Genomic DNA, 16,940 nt, shown 5'->3' with positions numbered 1-16,940 from the left:
TTTTCTTTTTTGAACGCTTTCGCGAAAGCAAATACATTTCTAAATAACAACCACTATGACAAACTGGGGAATACTAGGCTGCGGAAAGATAGCTGGCAAATTTGCAAATGATCTCCTCCTCACCGAGGGTGTAAACTTATATGCCGTAGCGAGTCGTGATAAAGAAAAGGCCGCAAACTTTGGTAATACCTACAAAGCCATAAAGTCTTATGGTAGTTATGAAGAGATGGCGCAAGATCCAGACATAGACATTGTTTATATCGCTACGCCACATATGTTTCATAAGGAAAATACGCTCCTGTGCTTATCAAATAACAAGGCTGTGCTCTGCGAGAAAGCTTTTGCTATGAATCTTGAAGAGGTTGAGGAGATGATCGCTTTCGCGAAAGCAAAAACAATATTCCTAATGGAAGCATTATGGACGCACTTTTTACCGCATTATAAGTTTGTACTAGACAAAGTAGCTAGTGGTACCTTAGGCGAGATACAATCACTTAAGGCAGATTTTGGTTTTAACAGTCCGTTTGACACTACTTCTAGGCTTTACAATAAATCACTTGGTGGCGGTAGTTTACTAGACGTGGGGATTTACCCAGTTTTTGCAGCGCTCTCTTTACTTGGTTACACAGAAGATATAGAGGCTAAGGCTACTCTGGGCCCTACTGGGGTAGATCATAACTGCTCTATGCACTTACGTTATGCTCAAAATGTGGAGGTTCAATTATTTTCGGCGATAGATGAGGAGACACCTACACGCTGCCATATTGTTTTAGAAAAGGGAGAAATTATCATAAACAGCCGTTTTCACGAACCTAGCTCAGTAACCCTTACCGAAAATTGTGTGACAGAAACACTAGAATTTTCTACGCCTAAAGATGTAAATGGATATCATTATGAGATACTACATTGTCAAGAGATGCTTGCTTTAAGAAAGACTGAGAGTGATGTAATGACATTTTCTAAGAGTAAAGAACTCATTATGATGCTAGATAAAATACGAGCGCAAATAGGGTTATCTTATTAAAAATGAGCTCTTACATTTAGATTATTACAACTCAGTCTCATAAAATGACGGTTGGGTAACAGCAGATTGTTTTCACGAAAGTGTGGTGATACATTTACATCAATCAATTAAAAACAACAACTCTAAAAATCTAATCATTATGAGAACAATTATCTTTTTATTACTAGCAGCCGTATCATCTTTTTCTTTTGGACAAGAAGCATCTGGCGTAACTGTAACCGTTACTATCCCAAACCTAACAAATAATGACGGAGCTGCCTCTGCCTCATTATATACAGAAGGAACTTTTATGAAGGCAGCTCCTCTCGACACACAGTCTGTAACACCAGAAAATAAAACAGTTACACTCGTTTTTGAAAATGTAAAGCCAGGTGAATATGGTATTATCACACTACACGATATGAATGGCAATAACCGTATGGACTTTGAAGCAAATGGTATGCCTAAAGAAGATTATGGAATTTCTGGAAGTGGTGCTGGTTTTGGTCCTCCTACTTGGAACGACGCGAAGTTTACAGTAGCATCTGAAGATCTTACACTTGAGATTAAAATGTAATTTTAGTTTCATATAACAACTCAAAAGTCTGTGTCGCGTACACAGACTTTTTTGTTTGTCCCCAGTTTACTTCTCACCTGCTTTGTAGATGGTTATAATTAATCATTTCTTATTTTTGTGGTAGATATCTTACCAATGACTATAACTCAGCTTAAATATGTGCTCGCTGTTGCAGAGCATCAAAATTTTACAAGAGCCGCTCAGAAGACTTTTGTAACCCAGCCCACTCTTAGTATGCAAATACAAAAGCTAGAGGACCAACTGGATGTGCAAATATTTGACCGTAGTAAGAAGCCTATAGAGCTTACAGATATAGGTGCAAAGATTGTACACCAGGCTCGCAATATTGTTAATGAGGCAAATCGCATTACAGATATTGTAGATCAACAAAAAGGATATATAGGTGGTGAGTTTAAGCTAGGGGTAATACCTACGGTAATGCCTACGTTATTACCTATGTTTCTTACTAATTTTATTAATAAGTACCCTAAGGTCACTCTTAAAATAGAAGAGCTTAATACAGATCAAATTATAGAGCGTCTTGAAGAAGGACATCTAGATGCAGCTATAGCCGCAACACCCCTAGAGAACCCGAATATAAAAGAGCGTCCATTGTATTACGAGCCATTTATGGCTTACGTGCCTAATAACCATAGACTAAGCGAAAAAAATCTACTTGAACCTAGTGACTTAGACACGCACGATTTATTACTTCTAGAAGACGGTCATTGTTTTAGAGATGGGGTAATCAATTTATGTACTACACCTCGTAATAAGGATAAAGAAAAATTTACACTAGAAAGTGGAAGTTTTGAAACACTTGTAAAGTTATCAAACGAGGGACTAGGGATGACGCTTTTACCTTATCTACATACGCTAGATATGCCAGCAAAGGAGCAAGAGCTATTTAAAGAATTTAAAGAACCATCTCCTGCTAGAGAAGTGAGTATCATCTTTCATAAGAGTGAATTAAAGATGCAAATCATTGAGGCATTACGCTCTACCATAGCTGGTGTTGTAAAAGGTGCAATAACTTTTCAAAACGTACAGATTATAAGTCCACTTAATAGATAAGAGGTTTATTTATAGCATATAAAAATGCCCCGTTATACGGGGCATTTTTTATGGTTTTAAATATATTAAACATTGTCCTAGATCTGGCCTTGTCTTAACGAGTTTGTTAATCCAGATTCTTAATTCATCTATTTCGTAAGGTAGTAATCTTTTAATAGCCTTTTCTAGCTCCTTGCAGAAAAGGGAACTATCAAAACTTACCTTATCAAGAATAGTCTTTGTGTATTCAAACATTGCTCTCGCCATATTCGAAGGTTTTTTAAAGGTTAGACTTTTAATAAGTAGTTTTCAACTATATGCGTTTGCTTTTTGTTCAACCTTATAAATATACTACAAAAGCATCACAAAAGTGTTAACAACCGTGGGTTTAACTTCTTAAAAAATAGTTAATTATCTAAAAACTATTATCCCCATCTAGTAAATCTCCCAGTCCTCCTAGTATAGATCCTTCACCTCTTTTATTTCCTCCTGTTTTTGGAGCCATTGCTAGTACACGATTTGCCAGACGGCTAAAAGGTAGGGACTGTATGTAAACTGTTCCTGGCCCTGATAAAGTTGCAAAAAACAGTCCTTCACCACCAAAAATGGTGTTTTTAATACCTCCTACAAACTCTATATCATAGTTTACAGAGCTATCAAAGCCTATGATACAACCCGTATCCACCTTGAGACGCTCGCCTGGAGCAAGTTCTTTTTTAAGCATTGTACCACCTGCGTGTACAAACGCGATACCGTCACCCTCTAGGCGCTGCATAATAAAACCTTCTCCTCCAAAAAGTCCTCTACCTAGCTTACGCGAAAATTCAATCCCGACAGATACGCCCTTTGCAGCACAAAGAAATGCATCTTTTTGACACACAAACTTCCCTCCTATCGCTCCTAAATCTATTGGAATGATTTTACCAGGATATGGAGAAGCAAAGCTTACTTTCTTTTTACCCACAACGTCATTATAGAATGCAGTCATAAATAGACTCTCTCCAGTAAGGAGTCGCTTTCCTGCCCCAAAGATCTTACCCATTACTCCCGTATCCTTTGCAGAGCCATCTCCAAAAATGGTTTCCATACGTATCCCTTCTTCCATCATCATAAAGCTTCCAGCCTCTGCTATTACTCCTTCTTGAGGATCTAGCTCTACCTCAACATACTGCATCTCCTCGCCGAAGATTTCATAATCTATTTCGTGTGCGTTCATTTTTTATTTTTTTTGATTGTAATTATAGGTAGTAAAAAAGAATACTATGTTACAGAGGTACTATAAAAAAAGCCTGTAACTAGATTACAGGCTTAGGATATAGTAGTGTGAATTATTTATAATTCCTCTAGTTCATAACTCAACACTTCAGTAATTAGACCGCACTCATCTGTGAGCGGGTTTATCTGTCCAGTTATAATTGTTTGATAATTATCTTTCTCAATACGTAAAGTATAACTTCCCTCGCGCTCATCTGGACCTTCATATACACCTGGAGACACTTCTAGCAATACAACTGTAAACGATTGATCCATCACCGTGATAGAAACATCTTCTAGCAGTGCATTTGTACTTGCATCACGCATAGTAATACTAAAGACAGGAACAATCTCTGTGCTACAAGCCTCCTCTGGCTCTTGTACCATCTGGTCATCATCACCACCACAAGCAATTAAAGTTACAAAGCAAAAGACAAGAATTAGGTATTTCATAATAGGATGTTTTTTTACTAAGATACTTAATTTATAAAAAGGTTGCGTTTTATAGATTATCAAGTTGGTTACTACTTTTATCATCACTTATGGTCCAGAAGAAACCTACGAAGAAAAACTGATCTGTTGCGGGTCTAAGCGCTCGCCTGTTAAACATTCCTGCTGTGTCTGGCGTATCTGCATACTGGTAACCATTTATGTTTCTTAAACCTAGCACGTTATTGATAGAGAAGTATAATATCTTTTGTTGCGATAAAAGATAGGCCCAGTTTATACTCAAATCATTAAAGGACTTTGTATTTGCCTGTAAAAAGCCTGGGTTGTTTCGGTCTGTATAGGTTCTACCAGAACTGTGCTGAAAGCTCATCCCTATTTGTGATTTCCAGTCTTCTACAAAATACTTTGCCACAATAGAGACACTATGAGGACTAGCAAAGGTAGGCCTGGCCTGCTCTGGATAGTTGAGATATTTTCTCTCAGAATCTAGATATGAATAGCTCACCCAGTAATCCATATTTTTAATACTGGTATTATCTCTCCAAAATACGTCTACACCTTGTGCATACCCGCTCCCCTCGTTTGTAAAAACACTCTCTGGGCTAGCAAACTCAGTTGTTGAAGTTATTAAATCACTATACGACTTTCTATAAGCCTCTGCTCTAAAAATACGACCGTTATCACTGTATTGATAGTTTGCAATATAGTGTGTTGTTTTTTGAGCTTCAAAATCTAGACTAAACTTCAAAAAGTCATTAAGCGGATTTTGATAAAACTCACCATATGCAAGCGATAGTTGGCTCTTTGCTCCTGTCTTATAGGCTATACTCGCTCGAGGCGAAAATGTAACATCTTTCATATAGTCTGTATAACTCGCTCTTGCTCCTAGTTTTATAGCAAAGTCTCTGGAGAAGATAATATCACTTTCGGCAAAGGCGGCTGATATGTTACTTTTAAAATCATAGTTTCCAGTAAACATATTGTCATTAACCGCAACGGTGACATCTTCATCAAAATCTGTGATAAACTGTTCGGCGCCAAAGGAGAGTTTAAATCTATTTGAAAACCTTTTCTTTAGTTTGAGCTTGAGGTGTGCACTGTTTTCTGTGTCTAGCACCTGGGTTGTAGATTGTATGTTGGCTTCATTTCGCGCAAGCGTATAACTACCTCCTGTTTGTATACTCCACGTATCATTAAGCATACCCGTATATGATGAGTTTACATATACATTACTGTTAGTAAGCCCTAGATTAAATCCTTCTGGGTTGTTTATATCCTCTTGTGTGATATCAAAGCTAGTGCGATCTCCAGCGGCATAGAGTTTAAAAAGTCCATCTGTAGTTCTATATCTATATACCGCCTCTCCCGCCAGTGCTTGAAAGGGTTTGTTAAAGTTATTACGATTAGGAAATAACGCGACATAAGGCGCTAGATTGATGTATGAGGTGCTCAAACTGAGCGAACTCTTTTCAAATTTTCTAGTAAGACCTAGCCCTGCTCCTACAGACATTATAGAGATATCTGTTTTATTTTGATCTGGCTCATCTACCGTGTTAAGTAATAAAACACTAGACAGGGATTCCCCATATTCGGCAGAATATCCTCCGGTAGAAAATGTGATTCCGTCAAAAAGAAATGGGCTATACCTGCCTCTTGTAGGTGTATTATTTGCCGTAGGTGTATAGGGTGTAAAAACACGTATGCCGTCTATAAATATTTGCGTCTCTCCAGCATCTCCACCACGCACAAAGAGTCTACCATCTTCGGCCACTGTGGTGGTACCTGGTAAGGTTTGTAAAGCACCTACAAAATCACCTAGCGCACTTGCTGTGGTAACCACATCTAGTGGTTTTAAAACAGATACTTTACTGTTATCACTTGCCTCAAAAGTACCTGCAGAGAGTACAACCGTGTCTAGTGAGTTTATATCTTCTCGTAGTTTAATATTAAGATTTGTGAAGGTACTTACATTCATAAAAATCTCATAAGGCTCGTATGATAAGAAGGTGACTTTAAGTAGCTGCTCTCCAGTCTCTGTAGTTGTAAAAGAAAATACGCCTCTTGCGTCTGTGCTTGCACCGTCATAAGTACCGTCCAGAAATACATTTGCGCCTTCTATAGGCACGCCTTTGGGATCTGTCACTATGCCAGAAACGGTGGTTTGGGCAGTGAGAAAATAACTTGATAAAATGAGTAAGAGTGATAAAAACGATTTCATAAGTGGTTCGTTAGATTGATTGTGAGACAAATATGAAGGGAATCCCGCTTTCGCGAAAGCGTAATACTCCCAACCGTCATAATCTGTAACTCAATTGTAATTTTTTGTACATTGAGGTTATGACTAAAGATAAAAAGCTGAATAATTTTTATAATCAAGAAGTGTCTTGGCTAGCGAGCTTAAAGAAAATAAGAGCGCTTCTCAAGAGTACAGATCTGGTAGAAGATGTAAAGTGGGGAATGCCAGTCTATACCATAAATAATGATAATGTAGTAGGTGTTGCTTCTTTTAAGCAGCACTATGGCTTATGGTTTTATCAGGGTGTCTATCTTACAGATGCTGGTAAGATACTGCGTAATGCACAAGAAGGAAAAACCAAGGCAATGCGCCACTTACACTTTACAGAAGATGATATTATAGACGAAAAACTCATTACATCTTATGTAGATGAGGCTATACAAAATGCTCGAGATGGTAAAAAAATGCCTGTGGTGCGCTCTGTAAAGAAAGTGCTATTGCCTACAATGCTTAAAAATGAACTGTATAACGATGCACAGCTTAAACTACATTTTACTGCACTCACAAAAGCAAAACAACGTGCCTATGCAGATTATATAAATGAGGCAAAGCAAGAGGCTACAAAGTGCAAGAGACTAGATCGCTGTATCCCATTTATACTTGAAGGTAAAGGAATAGATGCACTCTGGAAGAAAAACTAATTTAAAATTACCTACATCGTGTCTGACGTAAAAACCAAAAAAAATGACCAATCGCCACTAGACTTTATAAATGCTGTTGCTCACATCACTCGCAAAGAAGACAGTCTTTACTTACTTGAGCTTATGGAAACCGTAACGGGAAAGAAGCCGGTAATGTGGGGAGATAGTATTGTAGGGTATGATGAGTATGAGATGGCATATGCCTCTGGAAGAAAAGTACACTGGCCTATGGTGGGGTTTTCTCCTCGCAAGCAAAATTTAAGCATATATATTATGCCCGGTTTTAGACTTATAGATGATCTTCTGCCGGCATTAGGTAAACACAAAACAAGTAAAGCCTGCCTGTATATAAATAAACTAGCAGATGTAGATCTGGACATACTTAAACAGATTATAGAACGAGCGATTACCTATATGAGAGCCAAGTATTAATACATTCTTAACCTTAACATTGCAATTGAATAACGCTCTAGATATACTTTTATAAAGTTATAATTCGAGATTGCTTAAAAGATTCGTTGTTTGAAAGGGCAGCGGATTTTTTTTATTTGACGTGGTTACGCTTTCGCGAAAGCGTAATTATTTATAATTCAGAATATTGTATCCGTCATATCCTCATATAGCCTAGTTTTAATTTTAAGTTATCATAGGGTTTTATAGACGTAAAATATGCGACAAACTTCTCAAATCGTAAAGGTTTACTAACGTTTACATTTCATCATCTAGTGTGTTGATTTCTACTTTTAAGGGATTAATCAACCACAAAAATCACACAGATGAAACAACATTACTTTTTATTACTTTTTACATTCTTATTGAGCTGTAGTATACAGGCTCAAGACCTCATCATTACGGGCGTATATGACGGGCCTCTATCTGGAGGAACTCCTAAAGCGATAGAGCTTTATGTACTTAATGACATTTCTGACCTATCTATATATGGTGTTGGCTCTGCAAATAATGGAGGCGGTACAGATGGTGTAGAGCTTAGCCTAGAAGGAAGCGCAGCTGCCGGAGATTTTATTTACATCGCGTCTGAGCAACCTAACTTTAATACGTTCTTTGGTTTTGATCCAGATTATGTAAATGGTGCTGCTGGTATAAATGGAGATGATGCCGTAGAGCTTTTTATGAATGATGCGGTTATTGACACTTTTGGCGATATAAACGTAGATGGAAACGGAGAAGCTTGGGAATATCTAGACGGATGGGCTTCTAGAGTAAATGAAACAGGACCAGATGGAAGTACTTTTGTAATTGCAAACTGGAGCTTTAGCGGGCCTAATGAAAATGATGATGATAATATGGCAACACAAGCAACAGCAACAAACGCTTGGCCAATAGCTACTTATGAAGCTGCAACAACCACTTTACCTACTATCACTTTTACAGAAGAAGAAACACAACTTACAGAAAACGAAGGTGCGGTAACACTAGAAGTTACAATATCTGAGTCTGGAACCGTAAGTGCTGTAGTAGAAGTAAGTTATACAAATGATGAGAATGAATCATTTACAGTAGATAATGCTGTAAACTTTGTAACAGGTGAGGCTACGACACAGCAAGTAACTTTTACACCTACAGATAATGATGATTTTTCTATAGACTATTATGTATCATTAAGTCTTACAGATATTACAGGTGCTACAGAGGGTGAGACAGTATCACACGCAATATATGTAGTAGATGATGAGGCTCACGCCCCTACAGCAACAAATACCTTAGGTATGGTATTCTCAAATAACATAGAAGTAAACGGAGCGGAGATTATAACATTTGACGCTGGATCAAGCAGGCTGTTTGTATCAAATGCTGGCGATGCTGCTGTAGAGATTTTAGACTTTACAGATCCTACTTCTCTTACTGTACTAAACTCTATTGTTCTGGACACGTACGGTAGTGAGGTAACAAGCGTATCTTCATATGACGGTGTTGTAGCGGTAGCTGTACGTGCAGAAGACCAAAGTAATGGTCAAGTTGTATTTATGGATGCAGACGGTACAGTTTTATCAAATGTAATGGTAGGGTCTTTACCAGATATGTTAACGTTTACTCCAGATGGATCAAAAGTACTCGTAGCAAATGAAGGAGAGCCTAATGCAGATTATACAGTAGATCCAGAAGGATCAGTATCAATTATAGACCTTGCAGCTGGCGCTGCGGCTGTGGTTCAAGATGATGTGACTTCACTTTCTTTTACAAGTTTTGATTCACAACTTACAGAACTTACAGCAGCTGGGGTTCGTATTTATGGTCCAGGAGCAACTGTATCACAAGACTTAGAGCCAGAATATATTACTGTAAGTGACGATGGGGCTACTGCCTATGTTTCACTTCAAGAAAACAACGCATATGCCGTAGTAGATATCGCTGCTGTAACGATTACATCTATAATACCTTGTGGATATAAAGATCACCAATTGCCAGAAAATGCTATAGATGCTTCAAACAGCTTAGACTTTGTCTTTATGTCTACTTGGCAAACTTTAGGAATGTATCAACCAGATGCTATTGCAAATTATACTGTAGATGGCACACAATACCTTGTAATTGCAAATGAAGGTGACTCAAGAGATTATGATGGATACAGCGAAGAAGAGCGTGTAAAAGATCTTGACCTTGATCCTATTGCATATCCTAATGCAAGTATCTTACAACAAGACGAAACACTAGGAAGACTTAAAACAACAAGCGCTACTGGTGATTTAGATGGTGATGGAGACATAGACCAGATTTACTCTTATGGTGGACGTTCTTTTGCTATTCTTAATGCAGAGACAGGTGCTATTGTATATGACAGTGGAGATTTACTAGAGCGTATAACTTCTGAAGATGAAGTATACGGAGCCATCTTTAACGCTACAGATGATGAAAATGCATTTAAAAACAGATCTGATGATAAGGGACCAGAACCAGAAGCCGTAACCCTTGCAATGATAGATGACGTTTGGTATGCCTTTGTAGGTCTTGAGCGTATAGGTGGTGTAGCTGTATTTAATATATCAGATCCAGAAGCGCCAGTATTTGAAACCTATGTAAATAATCGCGATGTAACACCAGATGCCGAAGATCCTGCAGGTGATCTTGCTCCAGAAGGAATTGTTTACATACAGCCAGAAGATAATGCTACAAACACGGGACTTATAGTTGTGGCAAATGAGGTAAGCTCTACAGTATCTGTGTACACACTCGCAAATGATGTACTTACAACAGATGACTTTAATGCAGAAGCTAGCCAGACAGTTGCCTACCCTAATCCTACCGTAGGTAACACACTTTACTTTACAAAAAACACAAGCTTTACACTTGTAGATATTTTAGGTAGAGTATTAATATCGTCTAAGGAAGTAACACAGGCAGACATAAGTACACTTACTACAGGTGTTTATATTGTAAACTTTGAAGATGGCACAAGCCAGAAGATTATCAAGAACTAAGTAAAAACAATTACTTTTAAAGCTCCTTTATCTATCCTGGATAAAGGAGCTTTTTCTTTTTAAGAAAACAGCTATTAGTACGCTTTCGCGAAAGCGTAACAAAGAAAACCACACACCAACGCACTGTCCTTCAATAAATAAAAAACTTTTTACAACAGCGTGTAACACTTTGTAAGAATAACCTACTTATAGATAACAAAGCCACCAACCATTGGACAAAACCACCGAAGAAAAATTTGTTACCCTACTGGAGGAAAACCAGAATATTGTGCACAAAATATGCAGGTTGTATACAAACAATCGTGACCAGCACAATGACCTCTTTCAAGAGATAACGATACAGTTATGGCGTGCCTTCCCTAAGTTTAGAGGAGATTCAAAATTCAGTACCTGGATGTACCGAGTAGGTCTCAATACTGCCATCACTTTATATCGCAAGTCTAAGAGAACAGTACAAACACAAGATTTTGACTCTGTGATGTTCCGCATCTCTTCTGAGGAGTATGATGATACCGTAGAGCAACAATTAAAGTTAATGTACAGCGCCGTAAAGGAGCTTAACGATATAGATAAAGCACTTGTGTTTTTATATCTAGAAGATAAAAATTATAGCGAGATCTCAGAAACCTTAGGTATCACAGAGGTAAATGCTAGAGTAAAGATGAATAGAGTGAAGAAAAAGCTCAAGAAAATATTAAACCCATAATCATATGGTAGACGAATTAGAATTGCTAAAAAAAGATTGGCAAAAACAAGAAGATACTCTTCCTAAATACACAAAGGAAGATTTGTACCCTATGCTCCTTAAGAAGTCTTCTTCTATAGTGAAGCTTATATTTATTATAAGTCTTATAGAATTTGCTTTTTGGATTGTACTCTCATTTGCTTTTAACGACAATGAGACAAAAGCTTTTGAAAAACAGTTTGGGTTACAAACCTTTGATACTATCGTACTTGTTGTGCACCTTACGGCTCTTATCGTTTTTGCCGTGTGGTTTTACAAAAACTTCAAAAAAATACAAGCGACAGACTCTGCAAAAGTATTAATGAAAAATATTATCAAAACGCGTAATACGGTAAAGTATTATATCTGGTTTAGTATGGCATTTGTAGCGATTGCCTCTACTATTGCTTATGCAATTATAATACAAAATAACCCAGCCCTTGCAGATGAGAATTTACTTTACCTTTCACTCAAGTTTATTATTGTAATAACTATAGCCCTTGGATTACTATGGGGACTTTATAGAATTATTTATGGGTTATTATTAAGAAAGCTCAATAGAAATTATAGAGAACTTAAGAAATTAGAAATTTAACTGTAGGGGGTTTAAATTTCTATACAAGGCAATAGGTCAAGCTGTTGCCTTACCATAAAAAAAGCGAGAATACCTGCTGGTATTCTCGCTTTACTTTTTTAGTTGGACTTCTAGACTACGCTAGTATTCCCACTGTCTTTTCTTGTTGAGTGCTTCTTCTGCCTCTATCTCTTCTGTAGGGATCACTTTTAAGAAAGAAGGATGTTGCTCTATTGCATATTCTAGCTGCTCTACAATCTTCTCTACAGAGTCGTTCTCATAATCTATAACTAGTGGTTCTTTTACCTCAAAAGATTGTAAGATGCCACGTTTTTTAATACGCAAACCTTTCTTATCAAAACTTCTTCTAAAACCATCTATCACAATAGGCACTACAATAGGCTTGTAATTTTTAATAATGTGCGCCGTTCCTTTTCTAATAGGTTTCCAAGGTTTTGTGGTTCCTTGGGGGAAGGTGATTACCCAGCCATCATCTAGAGCGATACCTATATTTTCTGTATCCTTAAGGTTTACTTGACGTTCTATCTCTTTTCCTTTTTCTCTCCAGGTACGACTCACGGTAATGGCTCCTGCATAAGCCAGTATGCGTGGTAGTAAACCAGCCTTCATAGTCTCGCCTGCCGCAACGTAGTATAAGTTAAGTTTTGGCCTCCAGAGGTAACCTATATTTTTTATAGAATCTGTACGACCGCTTAGACTCGCATTAAATACGTGAAACATCGACACCACATCTGCAAAGTAGGTCTGATGGTTAGACACAAAAAGCACGTTAGTATCTGGTAAATTTGTGAGTATCTCTGAACCTTCTATCTGCAGCTCATTAAAGCCGCGGTAACGCCTGTGTGTCATTGCTCCTGCAATACGAATGAGCCAGCGTTTTAAGAATAGTATATGTCCAAATGGATTTTTTTTGAATAGCCCCATTTAATAGTTTAAAGTTGTGTGCGTTTGAGTGCGCTTTCGCGAAAGCGTACTTGGTTACAAACAGCCTGTAAATATACAAAAGACCTTACAATATTAAAGATTTCTTAACAAGAGCTCTTACCTCACTGAGCATCATTGCAGTAGCTCCCCACACTACGTGACCTTGCAACATATAGGCTGGTACTTCTACCTCATCCATATACGAGGTAGTGAGGCGCTGGGTAATTACAACCTCATCAGACAAGAATTCTGAGAGTGGTACGGGTATGAGATCTTCTACCTCTGTTTCTTGCGCTTCAAAAGAGGGAGTATGTTGCACGTACCCTATAAATGATTGTACATAAAAGTTACTGGGCGGTATATAAATATTAGTAAGTTCACGCACGAGTGTGACCGTATCTTGAGCAACACCTACCTCCTCCTCTGTCTCCCGCAAGGCGGTATGTGCGAGGTCTCTATCTTCTTGCTCAACTTTCCCTCCAGGAAACCCTACCTGATTAGAATGTACTCCTTTATAGGTTTTACGTAGTATGAGTATAAGCTCTGTCTCGCCCTCATTATTAGGGTAAAAAAGGGACATCACACCAGCTTGTCTAGGGTTGTGCTTTGCAATATCTTCTTCCTTTAGCTCTTTAAGCCGCTCTTGTGGTGCCATCTCAAGCTGTACATCACGCCCGGGAAGCGGTAGTTTTCTTATTTTTGAAACTAATTCTAAAAATGACTCAAACTTCATATATGCGCACCTTTCTCTGGATTATTATAATTTTTGCTCTAAGCACAAGTTGTCAAGATAAGAAATCTGAAAGTAAATCTGTAGCCAAAAAGGTTGTGATACAAGATACCATCACAGCTATAGAAACTCTTGATGAACGAGATCCTTCACCAGATATGGGTACCATAAAAGAGCCTACTATAAAAGGGCAAGAAGACGTTATTGATTTCTTTACTACCTATGGAGAAAACAACCCTGAGAGTAAGGTGAGAATCACAACTCGTTTTGGAAATATTGAGGTACAACTTTATGAGGACACGCCACTACATAGAGCAAATTTTATTATGCTTGTAAAGAATGGCTATTTTAACACAACACAGTTTCATAGAGTCTCGCCTAACTTTGTCGTACAGGGTGGTAATAATGACACACAAGGTACTGCGCGCAACCGGTCAAGCTTTGGTAGTTACTTGATTCCTAATGAGGCAAACCCATCTCACACACATACTAGAGGGGCTTTTTCTTCTGCTAAGTACACCGAGCAAAATGTAAGTAATGCAACCGCTCCCTTTGAGTTCTTCATTGTACAACCTTCTCGCGGTGCACATCACCTAGATGGAGATCACACCGTTTTTGGCCACGTGACTAAAGGTATGAGCGTGATAGATGAAATTAATAAACTAGAAGTAGACGGCAGTGAGTGGCCACTAGAAAATGTGTATATGAGTATTGAGATTATAGAATAACCTTTACTCTATGAGCGCTGTCTTCTAGCCTCAAAAATTAATATTCCCGCTGCTACAGATACATTCATAGAGTCTATTTTACCGCGCATAGGGATTTTAATATTTGTACCCACCGTTCTCCACTCTGGAGATAAACCGGTAGCCTCTGTGCCTACCACAATAGCACTACCCCCTGCGTATGCCTGCGTTGCATAGTCTACAGCATCTTGTAATATGGCACTGTATATAGCGACATCCTTTTCTTGCAAGAAAGAGATAACTTCCTCCGTACTCCCAGTAGCAATTTGGGTTGTAAACACACACCCCACGCTGGAGCGTATGATGTTAGGATTATATAAATCTGTTTTGGGGTTTGCTATAATAACGGCATCGACCGCGGCAGCATCTGCTGTGCGAAGTAGTGCGCCTATGTTACCAGGTTTTTCTGGTGCTTCGGCAACTAGTATGAGTGGATTTACTGGTAATTGTAATTCTGATAATGTGGTTTTTTTTGCTTTCGCGAAAGCAATCACCCCCTCAGTACCTGCTCTGTAAGCTACTTTCTTGTATACCTCTGTTGCTAGGCTCGTAAGGGATATCTTGGTCCCCACAAGTTCTTCTACCGAAGATGGCGTTATGAGTTGCTCGTCATAATACACCTCAGTAATGGTATAGCCGCCAGCGATAGCGAGCTCAATCTCACGTTTACCTTCTATTATAAAACCACCTTCCTTCTTACGAGTGCGTGACTTTTCTTGAAGTTGAAGTAAACGTTTTACCGTTGGGTTTTGAAGACTAGAAATATATTTTGACATAGCACAAATGTAGAATATTCTGAAGATTAGATAAATAGTTGCTCAAAATAGTTGATAATCACAAAATGTAAAGTATATTTGACATTATAATAAACAGTCTTTCCATTTTGGAAAGTTAAGTTATAATTACTTAAAGAAAATCAGTATGAGTATAAAGAAAATTATTGCGTGCGAGCGCAGGAGTCTAGAGAAGGTTAGCAAGTTTCAACTACCACATCATTTTAAAAAAGTGGGTTGGGTACTATTTATAGTTTCTTTTATATCGCTATTTGCATCTAGCATAATCATCACAGATGAAAGTCTAAAATCAACAATAGTGGTGATTGTAAAATACACGATGCTCATAGGTTTACTTATGGTATCTCTAGCCAAAGAACCTATAGAAGATGAGTTTATCAAGAGTATGCGTATGAAGTCATATATGATTGCTTTTACACTAGGAGTGATACAAACGCTTATTATGCCGTTTATTACGCTAGGTGCTGAGACTATAGTAGACGGTGTCTCAACACTTAAACCGGTATACGACTTCTTTGTACTATGGGTATTACTCTTCTGCCAGATATTAGTTTTTCACGTTTTTAAAAGCACTGCAAATGACTAACACTCTTAAGGTAGAACGCGCTATACTAGATCTCACTCAGGATGATCTTGCAAAAAAAATAGGCGTCTCAAGACAAACTATAAACTCAATAGAAAAAAATAGGTACGTACCATCTACCGTACTTGCTTTAAAACTATCTGCACTTTTTAATAAACCCGTAAACGATTTTTTTAAACTCACCGAAGAAGATTAAACTCCTTTGTAAGTAATCGCCTATTTTTACTACAAAACAGGCTAATTATAACCAATTCAAAATGAAAAACAATCTACTCGTACTAACAGCTATCGTACTGCTCGCAAGTTGTAAGTCAGAAACAAAGCAAACTAACATTACAGAAGAAACTGTAGCTGAGATACCGCTAAGAGAATATCCAGAAGATATAGCAGCTATTTTTAAAGCGCACGGGGGTATTGACACTTGGAATGCAATGAACAACTTATGCTTTACACTTCCTAAAGGTGATATAGAAGAAGTACATACTGTAGATTTAAAATCTAGAAAAACACGTATCGAGACACAAGCATATACTTTAGGTTTTGACGGAGAAAAAGTATGGCTCAAGCAAGATAGTCTTGCGTTTAAGCCAGAAAGAGCACGTTTTTACCACAATCTTATGTTTTACTTTTATGCAATGCCATTTGTACTAGGTGATGAAGGTATCACGTATAGTGAGGCTCCTACCCTATCTAAAGATGGTGTAGATTACCCTGGCACAAAAATTAGCTTTGAGGACGGTGTAGGTGACGCGTCTGATGATAATTATATCATCTATAGAGATCCTAGTACAAACCAAATGGCGTGGCTAGCATATACAGTTACCTATGGTAAGGAAGGTCCAAGCGAGCGTTACAGTTACATTAAATATGACAAGTGGCAAGAAGTAAATGGGTTACAACTCCCAAGTGAGCTACAATGGTATAATGTAGAAGAAGGACAACCTACAGAGATGCGCAACGCAATGAATTTTACAAAACCCACAGCCACAGCTACACAACTAGATAAAAATCTATTTGAAAAACCTGCAGACGGAACATTTGCAGAGTAAACTTGCAATAACAAAATATAATCTCAAACGCTATTCTTTATGAATAGCGTTTATTTTTTTACACAAAACACTGTTATTCAATTA

At 37.9% G+C, this 16,940-nt stretch carries 19 protein-coding genes; 12 read left to right on the top strand and 7 right to left on the bottom strand.

Annotated elements, in window-relative coordinates; all coding sequences use genetic code 11:
* Positions 1-55 precede the first annotated feature (55 nt).
* The 3 genes from ACFO5T_RS12415 to ACFO5T_RS12405 all read left to right on the top strand — a co-directional run bounded on the left by ACFO5T_RS12415 (position 56) and on the right by ACFO5T_RS12405 (position 2,654).
* A complete protein-coding gene (locus ACFO5T_RS12415) occupies positions 56-1,024 on the top strand; it encodes a Gfo/Idh/MocA family protein (protein ID WP_380034846.1) in 969 nt (322 codons plus the stop codon).
* A 139-nt stretch (positions 1,025-1,163) separates the two neighbouring features.
* Positions 1,164-1,580 (top strand): DUF2141 domain-containing protein, encoded by a 417-nt coding sequence (locus ACFO5T_RS12410; RefSeq protein WP_380034843.1) that lies wholly within the window; start codon positions 1,164-1,166, stop codon positions 1,578-1,580.
* 135 nt (positions 1,581-1,715) lie between these two features.
* Complete coding sequence (locus ACFO5T_RS12405; protein ID WP_038596662.1) at positions 1,716-2,654, top strand: LysR family transcriptional regulator; 939 nt, start codon at positions 1,716-1,718, stop codon at positions 2,652-2,654.
* Between the two features lie 48 nt (positions 2,655-2,702).
* Here the strand turns inward: ACFO5T_RS12405 and ACFO5T_RS12400 are convergent, their stop codons facing one another.
* From ACFO5T_RS12400 to ACFO5T_RS12385, 4 genes are all read right to left on the bottom strand, one after another.
* Positions 2,703-2,900 (bottom strand): hypothetical protein, encoded by a 198-nt coding sequence (locus ACFO5T_RS12400; RefSeq protein ID WP_021779418.1) that lies wholly within the window; start codon positions 2,898-2,900, stop codon positions 2,703-2,705.
* 148 nt (positions 2,901-3,048) lie between these two features.
* Positions 3,049-3,849 (bottom strand): TIGR00266 family protein, encoded by an 801-nt coding sequence (locus ACFO5T_RS12395; protein WP_380034840.1) that lies wholly within the window; start codon positions 3,847-3,849, stop codon positions 3,049-3,051.
* A gap of 116 nt (positions 3,850-3,965) precedes the next feature.
* On the bottom strand, positions 3,966-4,340 hold the full coding sequence (locus tag ACFO5T_RS12390) for a hypothetical protein (RefSeq protein ID WP_380034837.1): 375 nt from the start codon (positions 4,338-4,340) through the stop codon (positions 3,966-3,968).
* 49 nt (positions 4,341-4,389) lie between these two features.
* Entirely contained in the window at positions 4,390-6,555 is a 2,166-nt protein-coding gene (locus ACFO5T_RS12385) for a TonB-dependent receptor (protein ID WP_380034834.1), read from the bottom strand.
* 119 nt (positions 6,556-6,674) lie between these two features.
* Between ACFO5T_RS12385 and ACFO5T_RS12380 the strand changes: the two genes are divergently transcribed.
* The 5 genes from ACFO5T_RS12380 to ACFO5T_RS12360 all read left to right on the top strand — a co-directional run bounded on the left by ACFO5T_RS12380 (position 6,675) and on the right by ACFO5T_RS12360 (position 12,030).
* Complete coding sequence (locus tag ACFO5T_RS12380; protein WP_380034831.1) at positions 6,675-7,274, top strand: YdeI/OmpD-associated family protein; 600 nt, start codon at positions 6,675-6,677, stop codon at positions 7,272-7,274.
* 18 nt (positions 7,275-7,292) lie between these two features.
* Complete coding sequence (locus ACFO5T_RS12375; protein WP_380034828.1) at positions 7,293-7,706, top strand: DUF1801 domain-containing protein; 414 nt, start codon at positions 7,293-7,295, stop codon at positions 7,704-7,706.
* Between the two features lie 344 nt (positions 7,707-8,050).
* Positions 8,051-10,711, top strand: a complete 2,661-nt coding sequence (locus ACFO5T_RS12370) for a choice-of-anchor I family protein (RefSeq protein WP_380034825.1) — start codon at positions 8,051-8,053, stop codon at positions 10,709-10,711.
* Positions 10,712-10,922: 211 nt separating this feature from the next.
* Positions 10,923-11,417: an RNA polymerase sigma factor gene (locus ACFO5T_RS12365; RefSeq protein ID WP_038596653.1), complete on the top strand. Its 495-nt coding sequence runs from the start codon at positions 10,923-10,925 to the stop codon at positions 11,415-11,417.
* A gap of 4 nt (positions 11,418-11,421) precedes the next feature.
* Positions 11,422-12,030, top strand: a complete 609-nt coding sequence (locus ACFO5T_RS12360) for a hypothetical protein (RefSeq protein WP_380034821.1) — start codon at positions 11,422-11,424, stop codon at positions 12,028-12,030.
* A 120-nt stretch (positions 12,031-12,150) separates the two neighbouring features.
* Here the strand turns inward: ACFO5T_RS12360 and ACFO5T_RS12355 are convergent, their stop codons facing one another.
* Together ACFO5T_RS12355 and ACFO5T_RS12350 are read right to left on the bottom strand one after the other, a co-directional pair.
* Positions 12,151-12,954, bottom strand: coding sequence for a lysophospholipid acyltransferase family protein (locus ACFO5T_RS12355; protein ID WP_380034818.1), 804 nt, complete (start codon positions 12,952-12,954; stop codon positions 12,151-12,153).
* A gap of 85 nt (positions 12,955-13,039) precedes the next feature.
* Entirely contained in the window at positions 13,040-13,687 is a 648-nt protein-coding gene (locus ACFO5T_RS12350) for an NUDIX hydrolase (protein ID WP_380034815.1), read from the bottom strand.
* Positions 13,688-13,689: 2 nt separating this feature from the next.
* On the opposite strand from ACFO5T_RS12350, the gene ACFO5T_RS12345 reads away from it, so the two are divergent.
* Positions 13,690-14,412, top strand: a complete 723-nt coding sequence (locus ACFO5T_RS12345) for a peptidylprolyl isomerase (protein ID WP_380034812.1) — start codon at positions 13,690-13,692, stop codon at positions 14,410-14,412.
* 8 nt (positions 14,413-14,420) lie between these two features.
* Here the strand turns inward: ACFO5T_RS12345 and ACFO5T_RS12340 are convergent, their stop codons facing one another.
* A complete protein-coding gene (locus ACFO5T_RS12340) occupies positions 14,421-15,206 on the bottom strand; it encodes a TrmH family RNA methyltransferase (RefSeq protein WP_380034809.1) in 786 nt (261 codons plus the stop codon).
* A 145-nt stretch (positions 15,207-15,351) separates the two neighbouring features.
* Between ACFO5T_RS12340 and ACFO5T_RS12335 the strand changes: the two genes are divergently transcribed.
* The 3 genes from ACFO5T_RS12335 (at position 15,352) to ACFO5T_RS12325 (ending at position 16,856) form a co-directional block, all read left to right on the top strand.
* Positions 15,352-15,810, top strand: a complete 459-nt coding sequence (locus ACFO5T_RS12335) for a hypothetical protein (RefSeq protein ID WP_380034806.1) — start codon at positions 15,352-15,354, stop codon at positions 15,808-15,810.
* Positions 15,803-16,003 (top strand): helix-turn-helix transcriptional regulator, encoded by a 201-nt coding sequence (locus ACFO5T_RS12330; protein WP_021779432.1) that lies wholly within the window; start codon positions 15,803-15,805, stop codon positions 16,001-16,003. The genes ACFO5T_RS12335 and ACFO5T_RS12330 overlap by 8 nt, the downstream gene beginning before the upstream one ends.
* A gap of 61 nt (positions 16,004-16,064) precedes the next feature.
* Positions 16,065-16,856: a DUF6503 family protein gene (locus ACFO5T_RS12325; RefSeq protein WP_380034803.1), complete on the top strand. Its 792-nt coding sequence runs from the start codon at positions 16,065-16,067 to the stop codon at positions 16,854-16,856.
* Positions 16,857-16,940: the final 84 nt, after the last annotated feature.

This window comes from Dokdonia genika (assembly GCF_042652845.1).
Lineage (GTDB): Bacteria > Bacteroidota > Bacteroidia > Flavobacteriales > Flavobacteriaceae > Dokdonia > Dokdonia donghaensis.
The sequence above is the reverse complement of the archived record's forward strand: the minus strand, read 5'-3'. Positions and strand labels throughout refer to the sequence as shown.

What these genes read in the sequence shown, in the direction of transcription:
- ACFO5T_RS12415 (WP_380034846.1), top strand. Translation starts at nt 56, where the DNA reads ATGACAAACTGGGGAATACTAGGCTGCGGAAAGATAGCTGGCAAATTT.
- ACFO5T_RS12410 (WP_380034843.1), top strand. Translation starts at nt 1,164, where the DNA reads ATGAGAACAATTATCTTTTTATTACTAGCAGCCGTATCATCTTTTTCT.
- ACFO5T_RS12405 (WP_038596662.1), top strand. Translation starts at nt 1,716, where the DNA reads ATGACTATAACTCAGCTTAAATATGTGCTCGCTGTTGCAGAGCATCAA.
- ACFO5T_RS12400 (WP_021779418.1), bottom strand. Translation starts at nt 2,900, where the DNA reads ATGGCGAGAGCAATGTTTGAATACACAAAGACTATTCTTGATAAGGTA.
- ACFO5T_RS12395 (WP_380034840.1), bottom strand. Translation starts at nt 3,849, where the DNA reads ATGAACGCACACGAAATAGATTATGAAATCTTCGGCGAGGAGATGCAG.
- ACFO5T_RS12390 (WP_380034837.1), bottom strand. Translation starts at nt 4,340, where the DNA reads ATGAAATACCTAATTCTTGTCTTTTGCTTTGTAACTTTAATTGCTTGT.
- ACFO5T_RS12385 (WP_380034834.1), bottom strand. Translation starts at nt 6,555, where the DNA reads ATGAAATCGTTTTTATCACTCTTACTCATTTTATCAAGTTATTTTCTC.
- ACFO5T_RS12380 (WP_380034831.1), top strand. Translation starts at nt 6,675, where the DNA reads ATGACTAAAGATAAAAAGCTGAATAATTTTTATAATCAAGAAGTGTCT.
- ACFO5T_RS12370 (WP_380034825.1), top strand. Translation starts at nt 8,051, where the DNA reads ATGAAACAACATTACTTTTTATTACTTTTTACATTCTTATTGAGCTGT.
- ACFO5T_RS12360 (WP_380034821.1), top strand. Translation starts at nt 11,422, where the DNA reads ATGGTAGACGAATTAGAATTGCTAAAAAAAGATTGGCAAAAACAAGAA.
- ACFO5T_RS12355 (WP_380034818.1), bottom strand. Translation starts at nt 12,954, where the DNA reads ATGGGGCTATTCAAAAAAAATCCATTTGGACATATACTATTCTTAAAA.
- ACFO5T_RS12350 (WP_380034815.1), bottom strand. Translation starts at nt 13,687, where the DNA reads ATGAAGTTTGAGTCATTTTTAGAATTAGTTTCAAAAATAAGAAAACTA.
- ACFO5T_RS12345 (WP_380034812.1), top strand. Translation starts at nt 13,690, where the DNA reads ATGCGCACCTTTCTCTGGATTATTATAATTTTTGCTCTAAGCACAAGT.
- ACFO5T_RS12340 (WP_380034809.1), bottom strand. Translation starts at nt 15,206, where the DNA reads ATGTCAAAATATATTTCTAGTCTTCAAAACCCAACGGTAAAACGTTTA.
- ACFO5T_RS12335 (WP_380034806.1), top strand. Translation starts at nt 15,352, where the DNA reads ATGAGTATAAAGAAAATTATTGCGTGCGAGCGCAGGAGTCTAGAGAAG.
- ACFO5T_RS12330 (WP_021779432.1), top strand. Translation starts at nt 15,803, where the DNA reads ATGACTAACACTCTTAAGGTAGAACGCGCTATACTAGATCTCACTCAG.
- ACFO5T_RS12325 (WP_380034803.1), top strand. Translation starts at nt 16,065, where the DNA reads ATGAAAAACAATCTACTCGTACTAACAGCTATCGTACTGCTCGCAAGT.